Genomic DNA, 18,109 nt, shown 5'->3' with positions numbered 1-18,109 from the left:
ACCCTCAATGCGTATTGTTATTGCAGGTGGACATGGAAAGATCGCTCGACAGCTGACCCGGCAGCTCACCAAGGACGGCCATGAGGTCGTCGGGCTGATTCGCACGGAGGAACAGAGGGCCGATCTCGTCGCTGACGGGGCCGTCCCGGTGGTGATCGACCTCGAGAAGTCATCGGCTGTTGACGTGGCCCACCTCCTGAACGGAGCCGACGTCGCTGTGTTCGCGGCCGGCGCCGGAGCGGGCGGCAGCGAGGAGCGCCGCCACGCCGTTGACTTCGGCGGCTCCGTGCGGCTGGCCGACGCTGCCGAAGCCGCCGGCGTGGCGCGCTTCATCCAGATCTCCTCGACCGGCACCGAGAAGGTCCGGGGAGGTCAGACCCCCTCGGATGTCCCGGCAGACTTCCTGGGCTACCTGCAGGCCAAGCTCGCAGCCGAAGAAGACCTCATCGCCCGCCCCCTGGCCTGGACGATCGTCCGCCCTGGCGGCCTGACCGACGAGCCAGGCACCGGTCTGGTTCGCCTCAGCCCGGCCGGCCCCGGCCTGCCGGAAGAACCGGCAAGCGTTCCCCGCGCAGACGTCGCGGCCGTGCTGGCAGCGCTGATCGAGACCGGTGCCGCCGAACGCCGGTTGCTGCATCTGGTGTCCGGCGATGAGCCCATCGCCCCCGCCGTAGCCGCCTTCGCCTGAGCCGACCGCCGACCCTCGGGCTGAGGTTCGGCCAACCGGGCGACCCCGAGGGGGCGACCGTGAAGCGCGGCCCCACGGGCGAACGCCGGAGGGGCCGCGCTTGAACGCGGGAGCGATCTCTGGCAGTCTGTGAGAGCGCTCTCATCACTGAGGTGATGGAGCCGTCTCCGGCCGGAGCACCCGCCGGGTGAATCCAATGGAGGATCGCATGCACGTCGAGTCCATCGCCCAGCCCGCCGTTCTGGACGAACGAGGGTTCGATCCCGGTGACGGCACGGTCCGAGGTGGACCGGTCGACCTGGACGGACGCCGGTTCTACCGGATCGAGAACTACGACCAGATGCCGCCGTTCTTCATGACCCTCGTCGGCGCGAGCGACGTCTGGTTCTTCATCTCGAGCACGGGGGGCCTGACGGCCGGCCGGGTCGACGCCGATCGGGCCCTCTTCCCCTATTACACCGACGACAAGGTCACCGAAAGCGCCGGGCGAACCGGCGGGCTCAGCGTGCTGCTCGTTCGACGCCCAGACGGGACCAGCACGCACTGGCAGCCGTTCGCGGAGCTCCGCCCCGGCGATCAAGCCGTGCAGCGCACCCTGTACAAGGACGCCCTCGGCACCACCCTGGTCTTCGAGGAGACCCGTCCGGACCTCGGCCTGCGCCTGCGCGTGACCTGGCAGACGAGCGCCCGCTTCGGCGTCGTGCGCAGTTGCGCCCTGACCTCGCTCGCCGACGATGAGCCGGGCGGACAGCCTGGCGAGCAACTCGACATCGACCTCCTCGACGGCCTGGTGAACATCCTTCCCGCCGGGGCAGGCAGTAAGACGCAGAACGAACTGAGCGTGCTGCTCGACGCCTACAAGCGTGCCGAACTCGACCAGTCGACTGGCCTCGGGCTGCTCACGCTGAGCGCGACGCTGACCGACCTGGCCGAGCCCAGCGAATCGCTGCAGGCCAATGTGGCCTGGCAGGTGGGACTGGACAACGCCGAGCACCTGCTCTCGATCGACCAGCTGTCCGCCTTCGCCCGGGGCCGGGGCATCACCGCCGAGACGGATGTCCGCGGCCGGCGCGGCGCCTACCTCGTGCATGCCCGGGTCACGCTCTCCCCCGGCAGCACTGCGAGCTGGCAGGTCGTCGCCGACGTGAACCAGGACTCGGCCGATGTCGTCGGCCTGCGCGCGAAGCTGCGCGACCCGCTCGGTCTCGCCGCGGAGCTCGCGGCCGACATCGTCGAAACCCGGTCCGACCTGGAAACGATCCTGGCGGCCACCGATGCCACGCAGCAGAGCGGCGACGAGCTGGCGACCATCCACCACACCGCCAATGTGCTCTTCAACACCATGCGCGGCGGCGTCCCCGCCGAGGGCTACACGGTGGAGTCCCGCGACGTGCGGGCCTTCATCGCCCAGCGGAGCACGTCCACCGCCCGCCGCTGCGCCGCGGTTCTGGAGGCTCTGCCCGAGCGGCTGCGGGCGGACGAGCTCATCGCCATCGCCCTGGAGCATGGCGACCTCGACCTGTGGCGCCTCGCCACGGAGTACCTGCCACTCACGTTCAGCCGTCGGCACGGCGACCCGAGCCGGCCGTGGAACCAGTTCCGGATCGTCCTCACAGACGAGAACGGGGACCGTCGCCTGGAGTACCAGGGCAATTGGCGGGACATCTTCCAGAACTGGGAGGCGCTGGCCTGGTCGTTCCCCGAATACGTCGAGTCGATGGTCACGATCTTCCTTGACGCCACGACCGCCGACGGCTACAACCCGTACCGGATCTCCCGCGACGGCATCGACTGGGAGGTGCCCGAGCCCGAGAACCCGTGGGCCAACATCGGCTATTGGAGCGACCACCAGATCATCTACCTGCTCAAGCTGCTCGAGACATCCCGGCGTTTCCACCCGGGGCGCCTCGACGCGCTCATCAACCGGGCGGCCTTCACCCACGCCGATGTGCCGTACCGGATCGCCGGCTATGCGGACATCCTCGCGGACCCGTACGACACGATCACCTTCGACGAGGAGCGGCAACGGGTGATCACCCGGCGGGTCACCGCGGAAGGGGCGGACGGCCGGCTCGTGCACGGGGCCGACGGCGACCTTATGCGGGTGACTCTGGCCGAGAAGGTGCTGCTGCTCCTGCTGGCCAAACTCGTTAACCTGGTGCCGGACGGCGGCATCTGGATGACCACGCAACGCCCGGAGTGGAACGACGCCAACAATGCGCTGGTCGGCCGGGGGCTGTCGGTGGTGACCCTCGCCTATCTGCGCCGCTACCTGGTCTTCGTGCAGGATCTCCTGACGGTCGACGTCGAGCTCAGCAGTGAGCTCGCCGGGCTGCTCACCGCGGTGCGCGACGTGCTCGTCGGGCATGCGGATGCGCTGGCCGACGGGTTCGATGCCACTCGCCGACGGGCCGTCATGGACGGTCTGGGTGCGGCCGGCACCGCCTACCGGGAACGGGTCTACGCCGGTTTCGGCGGCGATCGTGCGACGGTCGCCGCAGGAGATGTGGCCGAGGTGCTTGCTCTGGCCCAATCCTTCGTCGAGTCCGGCCTGCGCGCCAACCGGCGCGGCGACGGGCTCGTGCACTCCTACAACGTGCTCGACCTCGGATCCGATCGGGCCGAGGTGCGACCGCTCGCGGAGATGCTCGAGGGCCAGGTCGCCATCCTCTCCTCGGGCCTGCTCACCCCCGAGGAGTCGCTGGACGTGCTCAGCGCATTGCGCGCGAGCCGGCTGTACCGCGCCGACCAGCACAGCTACATCCTCTATCCCGACAAGGACCTGCCGTCCTTCCTGGCCCGCAATACGTTCGACGCCGAGCGGGCCGCCGACTGCCCGCTCGCCCTGCGCCTCGTGGAGGCCGGAGACCGGAGCATCGTGGTGCGGGACGTCGACGGTGACCTGCACTTCGCCGCCCACATTCGGAACGCCAGGGGCGTTTCGGAGGCGCTGAACCGGCTCAGCGCCGACCCGGCCATGCACGTCGCCGTCGAACGGGACCGGACGCAGCTCCTTGGCATCTTCGAGGACGTCTTCCGGCACGCGGAGTTCACCGGGCGCTCCGGCTCCTTCTTCGCCTACGAGGGCCTCGGCAGCATCTACTGGCACATGGTGTCGAAGCTGCTGCTTGCGGTGCAGGAGACGCTCGAACGGGCCGTCGCCGAGCGGGCCGACGAGACCGCGATCCGGGCTCTGATGGCGGCGTATGAGGACGTGCGGGCCGGCATCGGCTACTGCAAGGACCCCCTGACCTACGGCGCCTTCCCGACCGACCCCTACTCGCACACACCGGCCGGACACGGCGCCCGGCAGCCGGGGATGACCGGGCAGGTCAAGGAGGAGGTACTCACCCGCCTGGGCGAGCTCGGCCTGCGGGTCGAGGACGGTCGCATCAGGTTCAGACCCACCCTGCTGCGTGCCGGCGAATGGACCACGGCGCCCGGCACCTTCGCCTACCGGGACCTCGCCGGCGAGCGGCAGCGCATCGAGCTGCCCGTGGGCGCGCTCGCGTTCACGTTCTGCCAGGTGCCGGTCGTGTTCCACCGCGGCGGCCCACTCGAGGTGGTCGCGCACCTCGCCGACGGCAGCCGGGTGCCCGGGGCCGGCGGTTCGCTCGACGCCGAACTCAGCGCGAGCGTGTTCCGCCGCGACGGCCGGGTGCGCTCCCTCACGGTGACCGTGCCGGAGACGGCCGGGTTCTGACCTGTACGGAGACGGGCAGGCCGCTTCCCCGCCTCGTCCGGACTCCTCCACGGAGAGCGCTCTCTTGACAAACGACCGATGCGCGCACTAACGTGGGCATCACATCGTGAGAGCGCTCTCACAGAACCTGATGAGAGCGGACTCGCATCCACCCATCAGCACGCACACAAGGGAGTGACCGTGAAGCGTTTCCCGCGCACCACACTTGCAGTAACAGTCGCCGGAGCAGCATCCTTCGCACTGGTAATGTCCGGTTGTTCAGCCGGCGCCGGCACCGAGCAGTCAGCCGACAAGAATGTCAAACTGACCGTCGCCACGTTCAACGAATTCGGTTACGACGACCTGTTCGGCGAATACGAGAAGGCGAATCCGAACGTCACCATCACGCACAAGAAGGCGGCGACCTCCAACGAGGCCCGCGACAACCTCACCACCCGCCTCGCCGCGGGCAGCGGCCTGAGCGACGTGGAGGCCATCGAGGTCGACTGGCTGCCGGAACTGCTGAAGTACTCTGACCAGTTCGTGGACCTGACCAGCGACGACGTCAAGGACCGCTGGCTCGACTGGAAGGCCAAGGCCGCCACGGATGCCGACGGTCGCCTGATCGCCTACGGCACCGACATCGGCCCGGAGGGCGTCTGCTACCGCTCCGACCTGTTCGCCGCGGCCGGCCTGCCGACCGATCGCGCCGAGGTCGCCAAACTCCTCGGCACCAGCTGGGACAGCTACTTCGCGGCCGGCAAGACGTTCGCGGCCGCCGGCACGAACGTGCCGTGGTTCGACTCGGCCGGAGCCACCTGGCAGGGCGTCGTCAACCAGATCCCCAACGCCTACGAGAAGAAGGACGGCACCATCATCGCGACCGAGAACCCGGAGGTGAAGGCGGCGTACACGAGCGTGCTCGACGCCAGCAGCACCCTCTCGGCGCACCTCGGACAGTGGAGCGACGACTGGACCGCCAGCTTCCAGAACAACGGCTTCGCCACGATGCTCTGCCCGGGCTGGATGCTCGGCGTGATCTCGGGCAACGCTGAAGGCGTCACCGGCTGGGACGTCGCGGACACGTTCCCCGGCGGCGGCGGCAACTGGGGCGGCTCGTACCTGACCGTTCCCAACCAGTCCAAGCACCAGAAGGAAGCTCAGAAGCTCGCGTCCTGGCTGACCGCCCCTGAGCAGCAGCTCAAGGCCTTCGCGTCCAAGGGCACCTTCCCGAGCCAGGTCGACGCTCTCAAGAGCGACGAACTCCTCGGGGCGACGAACCCGTTCTTCAACAACGCTCCGACCGGGCAGATCCTCGCCAACCGCGCCGCAGCCGTCGACGTGACTCCGTTCAAGGGTGAGTTCTACTTCGCCATCAACGACGCCATGCAGCAGGCGCTCACCCGGGTCGAAGACGGCACGATGACGCCGGACCAGTCGTGGGCGCAGTGGACCACCGACGTCAAGGCGCTCGGCTAACCTGCCTCACCCCGCAGTCGGGCCGGTCGAGGCCAGCATGGCCTCGACCGGCCCGGTCACCGGGTCGCGACCGGCTTGACCGCCGGGTTTCGACAAGCTCGACCACCGGGTTTCGACAAGCTCAACCACCGAAGGACTCTTCATGACCACCACCTCCGCCGCTGTCGAGGTGAATGCCCGCAGCATCCGCCGGATCGCCTTCAGCCATATGCTCGGCCGCTGGGACGTGCGCTTCTCGCCCTACCTCTACATCTCCCCCTTCTTCCTCGTCTTCGGAGTGATGGGACTGTTCCCGTTGCTCTACACCGCGTGGGTGTCGGTGCACGACTGGAACCTGATCGGTGGCCAGGGCGACTTCGTCGGCCTGGAGAACTTCGTCACCGTGCTGACCCAGGGCTACTTCTGGAACTCCCTCCGCAACACGTTCAGCATCTTCCTGCTCTCGAGCATCCCCCAGGTGCTGTTGGCGCTCGGCATCGCCGCCGTGCTCGACTTCAACCTGCGCGGCAAGACCTTCTGGCGGATGGGCGTCCTCCTGCCGTATGTCGTGGCACCGGTCGCGGTCGCGCTCATCTTCAACGACCTCTTCGGGGACAAGTACGGGCTCATCAACAGCGCGATCGGGGGCCTCGGGCTCGAGCCGATCCGCTGGCATGTCGACGTGATCCCGAGCCACCTCGCCATCGCCACGATGGTGAACTTCCGCTGGACCGGCTACAACGCCCTCATCTTCCTCGCCGCCATGCAGGCCGTGCCGCGCGACTACTACGAGGCCGCCATCATCGACGGCGCGAACCGCTGGCGCACCTTCCGGTCGATCACCCTGCCGCTGCTCCGACCGATCATCATCTTCGTCATCCTGACCAGCACCATCGGCGGCCTGCAGATCTTCGACGAGGCGCGGATGTTCGACAACGTCGGCCAGGGCGGCGCCAGCCGGCAGTGGCAGACACTCACCCTGTACATCTACGAGCTCGGCTGGAACCAGCGCAACTTCGGGCGGGCATCCGCCGTGGCCTGGCTGCTCTTCCTGATCATCATCGTGATCGCCGTGGCCAATTTCCTCATCACCCGGCGCATCGCGGGCACCGCCGACCGCAAGCTGCGCACCGCGCGAAAGGCCTGAAATGAGCAAGACCATCATCGGCGGACACGACCGCCGACCCTCCATCTGGGTCTACGGCATCCTGATCGCCGTTCTCCTGGGCTCCGCCTTCCCGATCTGGTGGTCATACCTGATCGGCAGCCAGGACGCCTCGGCCCTGAACCAGAACGGCATGATGTGGATCCCGGGCGGCAACTTCATCGCCAACGCGGCCACCGTCATCGACAGCATCCCGTTCTGGACCGCCCTCGGCAACAGCATCATCGTGTCGTCCGTGGTGTCGATCAGCGTCGTCCTGTTCTCCACGCTGGCGGGCTATGCCTTCGCCAAGCTCAAGTTCCGGGGCCGGGAAGGTCTGCTCATCTTCGTGATCGCGACCATGGCCGTGCCCACCCAGCTCGGCATCGTGCCCCTGTTCATCGTGATGGCCAGGCTCGGCTGGACCGGCAGCCTCTGGGCTGTCATCGCGCCCGCGATGGTCACCGCGTTCGGCGTGTTCTGGATGACCCAGTACCTGCGCGACGCCCTCCCCGACGAACTGATCGAGGCCGTCCGGATGGACGGCGCCTCCATGATCCGCAGCTTCTGGCACATCGGCCTCCCGGCCGCCCGGCCGGCCGCGGCGATGCTCGCCTTGTTCACCTTCATCGGCACCTGGACCAACTTCTTCTGGCCGTTCATCGTGCTCGGCCCGGGCAACCCGACCCTCCCCGTGGCACTGCAGCAGCTGCAGGCAGCCTTCTACGTCGACTACTCGCTCGTGCTCGCCGGCGTCGTCCTGTCGATCATCCCGCTGATCCTGGTATTCATCTTCCTGGGCAAGCAGCTGGTGGCCGGGATCATGCAGGGCGCGGTCAAGGGATGACCGTTCTCGGAACACTCAACGGTCTCGCCGCGAATCCGGACCTGACCTCCCACCCCCGCACCTTCCCGCCCGGATTCCTCTTCGGGGCGGCCACGGCGGCCTACCAGATCGAGGGTGCCGCCCATGAAGACGGCCGCACGGATTCCATCTGGGACAGGTTCAGCCGCGTGCCGGGTGCCGTCATCAATGGCGACAACGGAGACGTCGCCTGCGACCATTACCACCGCTACCAGGACGACGTCGCCCTGATGAAGGACCTGGGGTTGCAGACCTACCGCTTCTCCACCTCCTGGTCACGGGTGCGACCCGACGGCGGACCGGTCAACCCCAAGGGCATCGACTTCTACTCCCGCCTGGTCGACGAGCTCCTCGGTGCCGGGATCAAGCCGTGGCTGACCCTCTACCACTGGGACCTGCCGCAGGCCCTCGAGGAGACGGGCGGCTGGACCAACCGCGACACCGCCCTGCGCTTCCGGGACTACGCCCTCAGCGTTCACGACACCCTCGGTGACCGCGTGGGCGTGTGGACCACCCTGAACGAGCCCTGGTGCTCCTCACTCCTCAGCTACACCGGCGGCGCACACGCCCCGGGGCGGCAGAGCCCCCGGGACGGCCTGGCCGCGGCGCACCACCTGCTCCTGGGACACGGCCTCGCCGTCGAGGCGCTCCGCGAACGCGACCCGAAACTCGAACTCGGCATCACGCTCAACCTCACGGTCGCCAAGCCAGTCGATCCCACGCATGCCGGCGACGTGGACGCGGCGCGCCGGATCGACGGGCAGTTCAACCGGATCTTCCTCGACCCGGTCTTCCGCGGCTCCTACCCGGAGGATGTGCTCCAGGACGTCGCCGAATACGGTTTGACCGATTTCATCCGCGAGGGTGACCTGGCCCGGATCAATCAGCCGATCGACACCCTCGGCGTGAATTATTACCACGGCGACCTCGTCAGCGATCGCCCGGCCGAGCATCCGTTGCTCGCGCAGGCCCCGACCACCCGCCCCACCCGGTCGCCGTTCCCGGCCGCCGACGGGGTCTTCGACCACCCGCAGGGGCTACCGCTGACCGCCATGGAGTGGGAGGTCCAGCCTGACGGGCTGCGCGAACTGCTCGTCCGGGTGAACACCGAATACACGGCCCCGACCGGGACGAGCCTGTACGTCACCGAGAACGGCGCGGCGTTCGACGACGTTGTCGCCGCTGACGGCAGCGTTCCGGATGCCCGGCGCACCGAGTTCCTCACCGACCACCTGGGCGCCATCCTCGACGCGATCGATGAGGGTGTCGACGTCAAGGGCTACTTCTACTGGTCGCTGATGGACAACTACGAGTGGGCCTGGGGCTATGAGAAGCGCTTCGGCATCGTGCGGGTCGACTACGAGACCCAGGAGCGCATCGTCAAGGACAGCGGCCGAGCCTACGCCGAAATCATCCGCAACCGCGCCCTCTCCTGACCGGGAACGACGAGGGGCGCGGGCGAATTAGAATGACGTCATGACTACCAGTGTGCGCCAGGCCCGTCCCGCGCAGCCCACCCTGGAAATGGTGGCCGAGGTGGCCGGGGTGTCCCGGGCCACCGTGAGCCGGGTGGTCAACGGGTCGACGAAGGTCAGCCCCGAGATCGTCGCTGCGGTGACCAAGGCGATCGGCGAGCTCAACTACGTGCCGAACCGGGCGGCCCGCTCGCTGGCGAGCCGGCAGACCGAGGCCGTGGCCCTGGTCGTGCCCGAGGACATGACCCGGTTCTTCGGTGACCCCTACTTCGCCGCGGTCGTGCAGGGAATCACCCGCCGGCTCGACCAGAGCGATTACACCCTCAACCTGCTCGTCGCCTCGAGCGACCCGAGGCACAAGACCCTGCGCTACCTGCGCACGGGCAACGTCGACGGCGCGCTCATCATCTCGCACCACACCGGCGACGACTTCGTGGCCGAGCTCGAGACGACCATGCCGGTGGTCTTCGGTGGGCGGCCGTCGAACGCCGACGACCTCGACGCCTACTTCGTCGACGTCGACAACGCGGCGGGAGCCGAGACGGGCACCCAGCGCCTGCTCGATATCGGGCGCCGCCGCATCGGCTCGATCGCGGGGGCGGGGGACATGCCGGCCGGCATCGACCGCCTCACCGGGTTCGCGCGCACGCTCGAGCGGGCCGGTCTGCCCACGGATGCCGTCGAGCTCGCCGACTTCACGGCCGCCGGCGGGGCCGCGGCCACCCGACGCCTGCTGGAGCGGTACCCCGACCTTGACGGCCTCTTCGTGGCGAGCGACCTCATGGCCACCGGCGCGGTGGACGTGCTGCGCGAGTTCGGCCGTTCGGTGCCGGGGGACGTCGCCATCGTCGGATTCGACGACAGCCCGGCCGCGACGAGCGGCCCGGTGGCGCTGACCACCGTGAGCCAGCCCTCCGAGGAAATGGGCTATGCGATGGCGGACGTGCTGCTGCGCCGGCTCGCCGGCGACGAGAGCATGCCGCACCGCACCCTCATGCCGACCCGTCTCGTGCTGCGCGACTCCGCCTGACCGGGACCATCCCTCGCCAGGCCGCGCCCGGAACCGCAGCCCGCATCAGTCGAGCTGGGGCACGACCTCGCGGGCGATGAAGTCGAGGTGGTCGAGGTCGGACAGGTCCATGATCTGCAGGTAGGCGCACTCGACCCCGTCGGCGGCGAGCGCGCCCAGCCGGTCGACGAGCTCGGACGCGGTGCCGGCCAGGCCGTGTTCGCGCAGCTCGGCCGGTTCACGGCCGACCGCGGCGGCACGGCGGGTGAACTCGGCCTCGTCACGGCCGGCGACCGCGATCAGGGCCGTCGAGTAGACGAGCTCACGCGGGTCGCGACCGATGGCCTCGCAGGCCGCGCGCACGCCGGCGAACTTGCCGGGGACATCCGCGAACTCCGGGAACGGCAGGTTGAACTCGGTGGCGAACCGCGCGGCCATGGCCGGGGTGCGCTTCGCTCCCCCGCCGCCGACGATCACGGGCATGCGCGCCTGGGCCGGCTTCGGCAGCGCCGGCGAATCGACGAGCGTGTAGTGCTCGCCGGCGAAGCTGTAGGTCTCGCCGGCGGGGGTGCCCCACAGGCCGGTCACGATCTCGAGCTGTTCCTCGAGCATGCCGAACCGTTTGGCCGGGAACGGGATGCCGTAGGCCAGGTGTTCCCGCTCGAACCAGCCGGTGCCGAGGCCGAGCTCGACCCGTCCGCCGGACATCTGGTCGACCTGGGCCACCTGGATCGCCAGGATGCCCGGCGGCCGGTAGGTCACCGAGGAGACCAGCGTGCCGAGGCGGATGCGCGAGGTCTCCCTGGCGAGGCCGGCGAGGGTGGTCCAGGCATCCGTCGGCCCGGGCAGGCCGGAGACCTGGTCGCCCATCGCGAGAAAGTGGTCGGAGCGGAAGAAGGCGTCGAAGCCGAGCTTCTCCGTGGCCTGCGCGACGGCGAGGATATCGTCGTAGTCGGCGCCCTGCTGCGGTTCGGTGAAGATGCGGAGTCTCATGGTCCCAGTGTTCCAGACCTGGACCGGACGGTTTTCGAGCCCGCCGGGATCAGGCGATGGCGACCGTCGGGCCGAGGAACTCCACCTCGGCCAGCGGCGCGAACCGCTCCCGCATCACGGCGATCGACTCCGGGTTCTGGTCCACCAGCAGGAACCGGCGCCCGAGGGCGGCCGCGACCGCGCCCGTCGTGCCGCTGCCGGCGAAGAAGTCGAGCACCCAGTCGCCCTCCCTGCTGGAGGCCTGGATCATCCGGCGCAGGATGCCCACCGGCTTCTGGGTCGGATACCCGGTCTTCTCCTTGCCCGTCGGCGACACGATCGTGTGCCACCAGACATCCGTCGGCAGCTTGCCCTTCGCGACCTTCTCCGGGGTGACCAGGCCGGGCGCCATGTACGGCTCCCGGTCCACCGTGGTCGAGTCGAAGTAATACGCTGCCGGGTTCTTCACGTAGACCAGGATCGTGTCGTGCTTGGTCGGCCAGCGGTTCTTCGACTTCGCGCCGTAGTCGTAGGCCCAGATCAGTTCGTTGAGGAAGCAGTCCCGGCCGAAGAGCGCGTCGAGCAGCACCTTCGCGTAGTGCGCCTCCCGGTAGTCGAGGTGCAGGTACAGGGTGCCGTCGTCGGCCAGCAGCCGCCACGCCTCGATCAGGCGAGGTTCGAGGAAGGCCCAGTAGTCCTCGAACTGGTCGTCGTAGCCGAGCAGGTCACCCTTGATCCGCTCGTAACGCTGGCCCTTGAACCCGGTGATCGTGCCGGCCGCGCGTGCGCCGAGGGCCTCGGAGTCCACCGGGGCCGGCGACCGAACGGATGTCGTGGACTGGCGGTTCTGCTTCCGGCCGGTGTTGAACGGCGGGTCGAGGTAGATCAGCGTGAACGCCGCATCCGGCAGCCCGGGAAGGATCTCGAGGTTGTCGGCATGGACGACACGGCTGGGAGACGACTGGGACCACACGGTTGGCATTCCCTCATTGTGTCAGGCGGCCTAGCCTATGGAGATGACTACTGACTCAGCGACCACCGGCCCGGCAGCGGTGACCTTCCGCCACGAGCCCGCACTGGCCAGGTACACGTTGTTGATCGACGGCGAGACGGTCGGCTTCGCCGACTACGAGGTGGAAGGCCAGGAGGTGCTGTTCACCCACGTCGAGGTCGACCCGGCCCGTCGCGGCCAGCGGCTGGCCGGCATCCTCGTGGAGCAGGCCCTCGATGATGTGCGCGTGCGCACGGACCTCACCGTCGTGCCGGTGTGTCCGTATGTGGTGAGCTGGATCGACGCGCACGCCGAATACCAGGACCTGCTGACCCGCGGCCGCTGACTGTTCTCACCGGGGCGGACGCGGGTTCTACGGGACGCGCCCGATCCAGTCCGCCGTGCCGAACTTGCTCTCGACCAGCGCCGCCGCCTTGGCGTACTCGTCGTCGGTGACGTCGCCGGAGACCGCGCCGTAGAGCCCGGTGAAGGTCTGCTTCATCCGGTCGATGATCTCGGCGCGGCTGAGGCCGGTCTGGCTGCGCAGCGGGTCGACGCGCTTGGCCGCGCTGGTGATGCCCTTGTCGCTGAGCTTCTCCCTGCCGATGCGGAGCACCTGCACCATCTTCTCGCCGTCCATGTCGTAGCTCATGGTGACGTGGTGCAGCACGGCCCCGCTGCCGAGCCGCTTCTGCGCCGCCCCACCGATCTTGCCCTTCGGGCTGGTGATGTCGTTGAGCGGTTGGTAGTAGGCGTCGATGCCGAGCGATTTGAGCGCGGTGAGCACCCACTCGTCGAGGTAGGCGTATGAGTCGGCGAAGGTCATCCCCTGCACGAGGTCGGTCGGTGCGTAGATCGAGTAGGTGATCACCGAGCCCGCCTCCATGAACATGGCGCCGCCGCCGCTGATCCGGCGCACCACGGTGAAGCCGTGCTTCTCGGCGTTGACCGGGTCGACCTCGTTCTTCAGCGACTGGAAGCTGCCGATCACCACGGCCGGTTCGTTCCACTCCCAGATGCGGAGGGTGGGGCTGCGCCGGCCCTCGCCGACCTCGATCGCGAGCACCTCGTCGAGCGCCATCTGCATCACCGGCGGGACGGGACGCGGCGAGTGGATGAGCTGCCACTCGTAGTCCTGCCAGCTGCTGGCCCGGGCGAGCGAACGCCGGATCGCGACCGCCACCGACTCCGGAGAGAAACCGAGCAGGGTGGCCTCCGCCGGGAGGGCAGCCCTCACCGCGGCCGCGATGCTCACCGCGTCACTGTCCGCAGACAGTCCGTTCACCGCGGCGTTGATGTCGCCGAGCGCGCTGTCCGGTTCGAGAAAGAAATCACCGGCCAGGCGGAAGTCGACGATCGTGTTGTCGACGACCTCGAGATCGACGACGACGAGCTTGCCGCCTGGGACCTTGTATTCACCGTGCATAACGCAAGCCTAATCGGCGCGCGCCCGAACCCGCTCGTCCAGCCACCCGATCAGGTCGGCGAAGACCTGCTCCCGGTTGGTCTCGTTGAAGACCTCGTGCCGCGCCCCCGGGTAGACGATGAGACGGATGTCGCGCAGCCCCGAGCGCTCCGCATATGCCTTCGAGAGCATGCGAGCGCTCCGTTCCCCGCCGACGGTGTCATCGCTGCCGACCAGGATCAGCAACGGCAGCCTCGCCGGCAGTCGCCGGGCCGGGCGCCCGAAGAGCCGGGCCGCGTCCCGGATTCCGAAGAGTTTCGCCAGCGGCACGGACGTCGTCAGCGGGTCGGCGACGAACGCGGCGGCGACGGCCGGGTCCCGGCTGAGCCACTCGACCCCGGTCGTGCCCAGGTTCTTGTGCCTGCGGTTCAGGTCGCCGCCGTCGAGGTAGCCCGGCATCCGGTAGGCGGTGCCGCTGAGCGCCACCGCGTCGTAGTCGTCCGGGTAGCGGTTGAGGATCATCTGCGCCATGAACGAGCCCCAGCTGTGGCCGAGCAGCACGAGCGGCACACCGGGCTGTTCGGCCCGGATGATCCCGCTGAGCTGGTGCACGGCGGCGACCGCGGCGCGCAGCCCGCCCTCGCCGAGCCGGCCGAGCCGGGACAGGTCGCCGCGGTGCTGGTGCACCCCGGTCTGGCCGTGGCCGCGATGGTCGTCGGCATACACGGTGTACCCCGCGGCGTTGAGCCGGCCGACGAGCTCCTCATAGCGGTGCGCGTGCTCGCCCACGCCGTGGACGAGCTGCACGGCGGCACGCGGGTGAGGCACCGTCCAGACGTAGTAGGTGATCGCGACGCCGTAGTCATCCGTGTAGGTGGGCACGGGACCAGTCTGTCAGGTCGGACCGGGCCCGCACCGAAACCGACCCGGAATCGCGGCCCGCCACCCACACAGGGGGAATACTTAGCGTTGCTAAGTGGTTATGGTTGATATCTATGGACTCTGCAACGGCATCCGCTTCGACCGTCTCCGGCCCGACCTCCGGATCGGCCTCCGGCACGGCGCCCGGCTCCGCCCCCGGTCGCCGCATGACCGTCGCCGAGTTGAGCCATGATTTCCGGCTGGCGAACGGGCGGCTGGCCAGGCGCCTGCGCCAGGAGAAGGCGGACAACGAGCTCAGCGGCAGCCAGTTCTCCGCCCTCGGCACCCTGTTCTTCTACGGCCCGTTCACCCTTCGCGAGCTCAGCGAGCACGAGAAGGTGACGCCGCCGTCGATGAACCGCACCGTGAACGCGCTCGTCCAGGCCGGGCTGGTCAATCGAACCGCCTCGGCGGACGACGGCCGCAAGGTCGTGCTCACCGTCACCGAGACCGGGCGCACCATGATGCGCGACACCCGCAAGCGCCGGGACGCCTGGCTGGCCCAGCGCATCGTCAGGTTCACCCCCGAACAGCGCCGGGTGCTCGCCGAGGCCATCGAGATCATGAAGGAGCTCACCGACAGTTGAGTGCCATGTTCCGCTCCCTGAGCGTCCCGAACTATCGCATCTGGTTCGCCGGCGCCCTGGTGTCGAACATCGGAACCTGGATGCAGCGCACCGCCCAGGACTGGATCGTGCTCACCGACCTGACCGACCATAACGCCACGGCGGTCGGCATCGTGATGGCGCTGCAGTTCGGTCCGCAGCTTGTGTTGATGCCGTGGGCGGGTCTCATCGCCGACCGGTTCAACCGGCGGCGGCTGTTGATGGTGACCCAGGGCCTGATGGGCCTGCTCGGCCTCGGGCTCGGCCTGATCACGGTCACCGGCGTCGCCCAGCTCTGGCACGTCTACCTGTTCGCGCTCGGCCTCGGGATCGTCGCCGCGATCGACGCCCCGGCGCGGCAGACCTTCGTCTCCGAGCTCGTCTCCGACGACAAACTCTCCAACGCGGTGGCGCTCAACTCGGCGTCGTTCAACGGCGCCCGCCTGATCGGCCCGGCCGCCGCGGGGCTGCTCACGGTCGCCATCGGCGCCGGCTGGGTGTTCATCATCAACGCGGTCACCTTCGGCGCGACCGTGCTCGCGATGGCGATGCTGCGCACGAAGGAACTGCGTCCGCAGCCGCGGGCGTCGCGCAAGCGCGGCCAGCTGATGGCCGGTTTCCGCTATGTGTCGCATCGGCCGGACATTGTGGCCGTGCTGGTCACGGTCTTCCTGGTCGGCACCTTCGGCTTCAACTTCGCCATCTTCACCGCCACGATGGCCACGGTCGAGTTCGGGATGGGCGCGGGCGAGTTCGGTTTCCTCAGTTCGATCATGGCCATCGGATCGGTCGCGGGCGCGCTGCTGTCGGCCCGGCGCAGCCGACCGCGCCTCCGCCTGGTGGTCGCCGGATCCGCCGTGTTCGGGCTGTCCTGCGCCCTGGCCGCGGTGATGCCGAACTACGTCACCTTCGCGGCCTCGCTCGCGCTGATCGGATTCGCCTCGCTGACACTGATGACCACGGCCAACGCCTACGTGCAGACGACGACCCGGCCGGCGATGCGCGGCCGGGTGATGGCGCTGTACATGGCCATCTTCGCCGGCGGCACCCCGCTCGGGGCTCCCCTGGTGGGCTGGGTGGCCGACCAGTACGGCCCTCGCTGGGCGCTCGGCGTCGCCGCGCTCTCCGGCATCCTGGCTGCCGGGGCCGTGCTCTTCTGGATGGTCAGGTACCGGAGCCTGCGCGTGCGTTACCGGCCGGGCCGCACGCCACGGTTGCTGCTGCGCCATGACGGGGACGGCCGCGACCTGGTCGCCGGCACGCCGGAGACCGCCACCCGCGAGATCGCGATCGTCGAGGCCACGGCGGGCCGGTAGTCACCCGCCGCCGAGGCGGCGGCGTCAGCGCACGCCGTCCATCAGGCGCAGGATCGGCCGGGAGATCAGCGCGAGCAGCAGGCCGAGCGCGATGGCGACGCCGCCGATCACGCTGAAGTACACCGTCTCCGGGACCGTCGTGTACCACTGGGCCAGCCCTCCGGAGACGGCGGTGCCGAGCGCGATCGACAGGAAGAACAGCGCCACCATCTGGGTCTTGAACGGCTCGGGGGCGAGCTTGGTCGTGATCGACAGGCCGACCGGGCCGATCAGGAGCTCGGCCACGGTGAGCACGAGCAGGATGCCGACCATCGCTGCCAGCGGCGTCGAGTTCGCGCCGCCGCCGGTGAAGGGAAGGAAGATCAGGAAGGCGACGCCCATCACCGCGGTCCCGATCGCGAACTTGACCGGTGTCGACGGCTGGCGGGACCCCCAGCGGGTCCACAGGGCCGCGAACGCGCCGGACAGCAGGATGATGAAGATCGGGTTGAACGATTGCACCCAGGACACCGGGAGCACCCAGCCGAACAGGTCGCGGTTGAGGCGCTCATCGGCGTAGATGGTGACCACGGTGAACTGCTGCTGTGACAACGACCAGAATGCGGCGCTGGCGAGGAACAGCGGGATGAACGCGTAGACGCGTTTGCGTTCGACGGCGGTGATCCGGCGGCTGCGGAGGATGACGACGAAGTAACTGATCGTCGCGATCACGGTGAGGCCGATCACGATGGTGACGAGGCTGGTCGGAGTGATGACGCCGACCATCACGAGCACGACGATCGCCGCGACGGCGGCCAGGGCCGAGACGATGTACGGCAGCATGCGTTCGGCCGGGAGCGGGTTGGGCACGTGGTGCACGACCTCCGGCAGGCGCTTCCGCCCGAAGGAGTACTGCACCAGGCCGATCGTCATGCCCACGGCCGCGAGGCCGAAGCCGAAGTGGAAGCCGAGGGTGGACTGCAGCAGCCCGGTCAGGATGGGGCCGAAGAAGGCCCCGAGGTTGATGCCGAGGTAGAACAGGGAGAAGCCCGCGTCGAGCCGAGGATCGTCACGTCGGTACAACGCGCCGACGACGGAGGTGGCGTTTGCCTTGAGCCCACCGCTGCCGAGCGCGATCAGGATCAGCCCGACCGTGACCCCGGCAATCCCGGGGATGAGCGAGAGCGCGAGATGGCCCACCGCGATGACGATGGCGCTGAAGAAGAGCACCCGCTCCGAGCCGACCAGGCGGTCCGCGATCCAGGCGCCGAGGATGGTCGACAGGTATACCCCGCCGCCGTACGCGCCGACGATGCCGGCGGCCGTCGCCTGGGGGATTCCCAGGCCGCCCCGGGTCGCCGAGTAGTACAAGTACAGCAGCAGGATGCCCTGCATACCGTAGAAGGAGAACCGCTCCCACATCTCCACCCCGAAGATGTTGGCGAGCGCGCGCGGTTGCCCCAGAAAGCTGCTGTCCTCATGGGTGGGGGTGCGTTCCGCGACCGTGCTCATTGCCTGACCTTACCGCGTGCCCCCCGTTTTGGGGGCATCGGCGGGGGTCCGGCCGCACACGATACGATCGGAAAAGCAGCATTGCTT

The 18,109-nt window shown here is 68.7% G+C and carries 15 protein-coding genes; 10 read left to right on the top strand and 5 right to left on the bottom strand.

Annotated features, from left to right (window positions below; all coding sequences use genetic code 11):
* Positions 1 to 7 precede the first annotated feature (7 nt).
* The 7 genes from E3O48_RS00180 (at position 8) to E3O48_RS00150 (ending at position 10,342) form a co-directional block, all read left to right on the top strand.
* Entirely contained in the window at positions 8 to 688 is a 681-nt protein-coding gene (locus E3O48_RS00180) for an NAD(P)H-binding protein (RefSeq protein ID WP_134536855.1), read from the top strand.
* A 208-nt stretch (positions 689 to 896) separates the two neighbouring features.
* Positions 897 to 4,391 carry a hypothetical protein gene (locus E3O48_RS00175; RefSeq protein WP_134536854.1) on the top strand — a complete coding sequence of 1,165 codons (3,495 nt, stop codon included), beginning with the start codon at positions 897 to 899 and terminating at the stop codon, positions 4,389 to 4,391.
* A gap of 246 nt (positions 4,392 to 4,637) precedes the next feature.
* Entirely contained in the window at positions 4,638 to 5,849 is a 1,212-nt protein-coding gene (locus E3O48_RS00170) for an extracellular solute-binding protein (RefSeq protein WP_166788558.1), read from the top strand.
* 142 nt (positions 5,850 to 5,991) lie between these two features.
* Positions 5,992 to 6,975, top strand: a complete 984-nt coding sequence (locus tag E3O48_RS00165) for a carbohydrate ABC transporter permease (RefSeq protein WP_134536852.1) — start codon at positions 5,992 to 5,994, stop codon at positions 6,973 to 6,975.
* Position 6,976: 1 nt separating this feature from the next.
* Entirely contained in the window at positions 6,977 to 7,819 is an 843-nt protein-coding gene (locus tag E3O48_RS00160) for a carbohydrate ABC transporter permease (protein WP_134507889.1), read from the top strand.
* The gene (locus E3O48_RS00155) at positions 7,816 to 9,273 is read left to right on the top strand and encodes a GH1 family beta-glucosidase (RefSeq protein ID WP_174774723.1); all 1,458 of its coding nucleotides are present in this window, start codon (positions 7,816 to 7,818) and stop codon (positions 9,271 to 9,273) included. The genes E3O48_RS00160 and E3O48_RS00155 overlap by 4 nt, the downstream gene beginning before the upstream one ends.
* Before the next feature lie 40 nt (positions 9,274 to 9,313).
* Complete coding sequence (locus tag E3O48_RS00150; RefSeq protein WP_134507887.1) at positions 9,314 to 10,342, top strand: LacI family DNA-binding transcriptional regulator; 1,029 nt, start codon at positions 9,314 to 9,316, stop codon at positions 10,340 to 10,342.
* Positions 10,343 to 10,387: 45 nt separating this feature from the next.
* On the opposite strand, the gene E3O48_RS00145 is transcribed toward E3O48_RS00150, so the two are convergent.
* Positions 10,388 to 11,314: an LLM class F420-dependent oxidoreductase gene (locus E3O48_RS00145; protein WP_134536850.1), complete on the bottom strand. Its 927-nt coding sequence runs from the start codon at positions 11,312 to 11,314 to the stop codon at positions 10,388 to 10,390.
* A 49-nt stretch (positions 11,315 to 11,363) separates the two neighbouring features.
* The gene (locus tag E3O48_RS00140; protein ID WP_134507883.1) at positions 11,364 to 12,275 is read right to left on the bottom strand and encodes a site-specific DNA-methyltransferase; all 912 of its coding nucleotides are present in this window, start codon (positions 12,273 to 12,275) and stop codon (positions 11,364 to 11,366) included.
* A gap of 34 nt (positions 12,276 to 12,309) precedes the next feature.
* On the opposite strand from E3O48_RS00140, the gene E3O48_RS00135 reads away from it, so the two are divergent.
* The gene (locus tag E3O48_RS00135) at positions 12,310 to 12,630 is read left to right on the top strand and encodes a GNAT family N-acetyltransferase (RefSeq protein WP_134507881.1); all 321 of its coding nucleotides are present in this window, start codon (positions 12,310 to 12,312) and stop codon (positions 12,628 to 12,630) included.
* Between the two features lie 27 nt (positions 12,631 to 12,657).
* On the opposite strand, the gene E3O48_RS00130 is transcribed toward E3O48_RS00135, so the two are convergent.
* Both E3O48_RS00130 and E3O48_RS00125 read right to left on the bottom strand, forming a co-directional pair.
* Entirely contained in the window at positions 12,658 to 13,710 is a 1,053-nt protein-coding gene (locus E3O48_RS00130; RefSeq protein WP_134536849.1) for a biotin/lipoate A/B protein ligase family protein, read from the bottom strand.
* A 9-nt stretch (positions 13,711 to 13,719) separates the two neighbouring features.
* Positions 13,720 to 14,571, bottom strand: coding sequence for an alpha/beta fold hydrolase (locus E3O48_RS00125; protein WP_134536848.1), 852 nt, complete (start codon positions 14,569 to 14,571; stop codon positions 13,720 to 13,722).
* 113 nt (positions 14,572 to 14,684) lie between these two features.
* On the opposite strand from E3O48_RS00125, the gene E3O48_RS00120 reads away from it, so the two are divergent.
* Together E3O48_RS00120 and E3O48_RS00115 are read left to right on the top strand one after the other, a co-directional pair.
* Positions 14,685 to 15,197 (top strand): MarR family winged helix-turn-helix transcriptional regulator, encoded by a 513-nt coding sequence (locus E3O48_RS00120; RefSeq protein WP_134507875.1) that lies wholly within the window; start codon positions 14,685 to 14,687, stop codon positions 15,195 to 15,197.
* A 5-nt stretch (positions 15,198 to 15,202) separates the two neighbouring features.
* On the top strand, positions 15,203 to 16,531 hold the full coding sequence (locus E3O48_RS00115; protein WP_198412990.1) for an MFS transporter: 1,329 nt from the start codon (positions 15,203 to 15,205) through the stop codon (positions 16,529 to 16,531).
* Between the two features lie 24 nt (positions 16,532 to 16,555).
* On the opposite strand, the gene E3O48_RS00110 is transcribed toward E3O48_RS00115, so the two are convergent.
* Complete coding sequence (locus E3O48_RS00110) at positions 16,556 to 18,022, bottom strand: peptide MFS transporter (RefSeq protein ID WP_134536846.1); 1,467 nt, start codon at positions 18,020 to 18,022, stop codon at positions 16,556 to 16,558.
* Positions 18,023 to 18,109 lie beyond the last annotated feature (87 nt).

The sequence above is a fragment of the Cryobacterium sp. HLT2-28 genome (assembly GCF_004402495.1).
GTDB classification, from domain to species: domain Bacteria; phylum Actinomycetota; class Actinomycetes; order Actinomycetales; family Microbacteriaceae; genus Cryobacterium; species Cryobacterium mannosilyticum.
This window is presented reverse-complemented; position numbering and strand designations above follow the sequence as displayed.

Excerpts from the sequence above, each read along its gene's own strand:
- E3O48_RS00180 (WP_134536855.1), top strand. The coding sequence starts at position 8 with ATGCGTATTGTTATTGCAGGTGGACATGGAAAGATCGCTCGACAGCTG.
- E3O48_RS00175 (WP_134536854.1), top strand. The coding sequence starts at position 897 with ATGCACGTCGAGTCCATCGCCCAGCCCGCCGTTCTGGACGAACGAGGG.
- E3O48_RS00170 (WP_166788558.1), top strand. The coding sequence starts at position 4,638 with ATGTCCGGTTGTTCAGCCGGCGCCGGCACCGAGCAGTCAGCCGACAAG.
- E3O48_RS00165 (WP_134536852.1), top strand. The coding sequence starts at position 5,992 with ATGACCACCACCTCCGCCGCTGTCGAGGTGAATGCCCGCAGCATCCGC.
- E3O48_RS00160 (WP_134507889.1), top strand. The coding sequence starts at position 6,977 with ATGAGCAAGACCATCATCGGCGGACACGACCGCCGACCCTCCATCTGG.
- E3O48_RS00155 (WP_174774723.1), top strand. The coding sequence starts at position 7,816 with ATGACCGTTCTCGGAACACTCAACGGTCTCGCCGCGAATCCGGACCTG.
- E3O48_RS00150 (WP_134507887.1), top strand. The coding sequence starts at position 9,314 with ATGACTACCAGTGTGCGCCAGGCCCGTCCCGCGCAGCCCACCCTGGAA.
- E3O48_RS00145 (WP_134536850.1), bottom strand. The coding sequence starts at position 11,314 with ATGAGACTCCGCATCTTCACCGAACCGCAGCAGGGCGCCGACTACGAC.
- E3O48_RS00140 (WP_134507883.1), bottom strand. The coding sequence starts at position 12,275 with ATGCCAACCGTGTGGTCCCAGTCGTCTCCCAGCCGTGTCGTCCATGCC.
- E3O48_RS00135 (WP_134507881.1), top strand. The coding sequence starts at position 12,310 with ATGACTACTGACTCAGCGACCACCGGCCCGGCAGCGGTGACCTTCCGC.
- E3O48_RS00130 (WP_134536849.1), bottom strand. The coding sequence starts at position 13,710 with ATGCACGGTGAATACAAGGTCCCAGGCGGCAAGCTCGTCGTCGTCGAT.
- E3O48_RS00120 (WP_134507875.1), top strand. The coding sequence starts at position 14,685 with ATGGACTCTGCAACGGCATCCGCTTCGACCGTCTCCGGCCCGACCTCC.
- E3O48_RS00115 (WP_198412990.1), top strand. The coding sequence starts at position 15,203 with ATGTTCCGCTCCCTGAGCGTCCCGAACTATCGCATCTGGTTCGCCGGC.
- E3O48_RS00110 (WP_134536846.1), bottom strand. The coding sequence starts at position 18,022 with ATGAGCACGGTCGCGGAACGCACCCCCACCCATGAGGACAGCAGCTTT.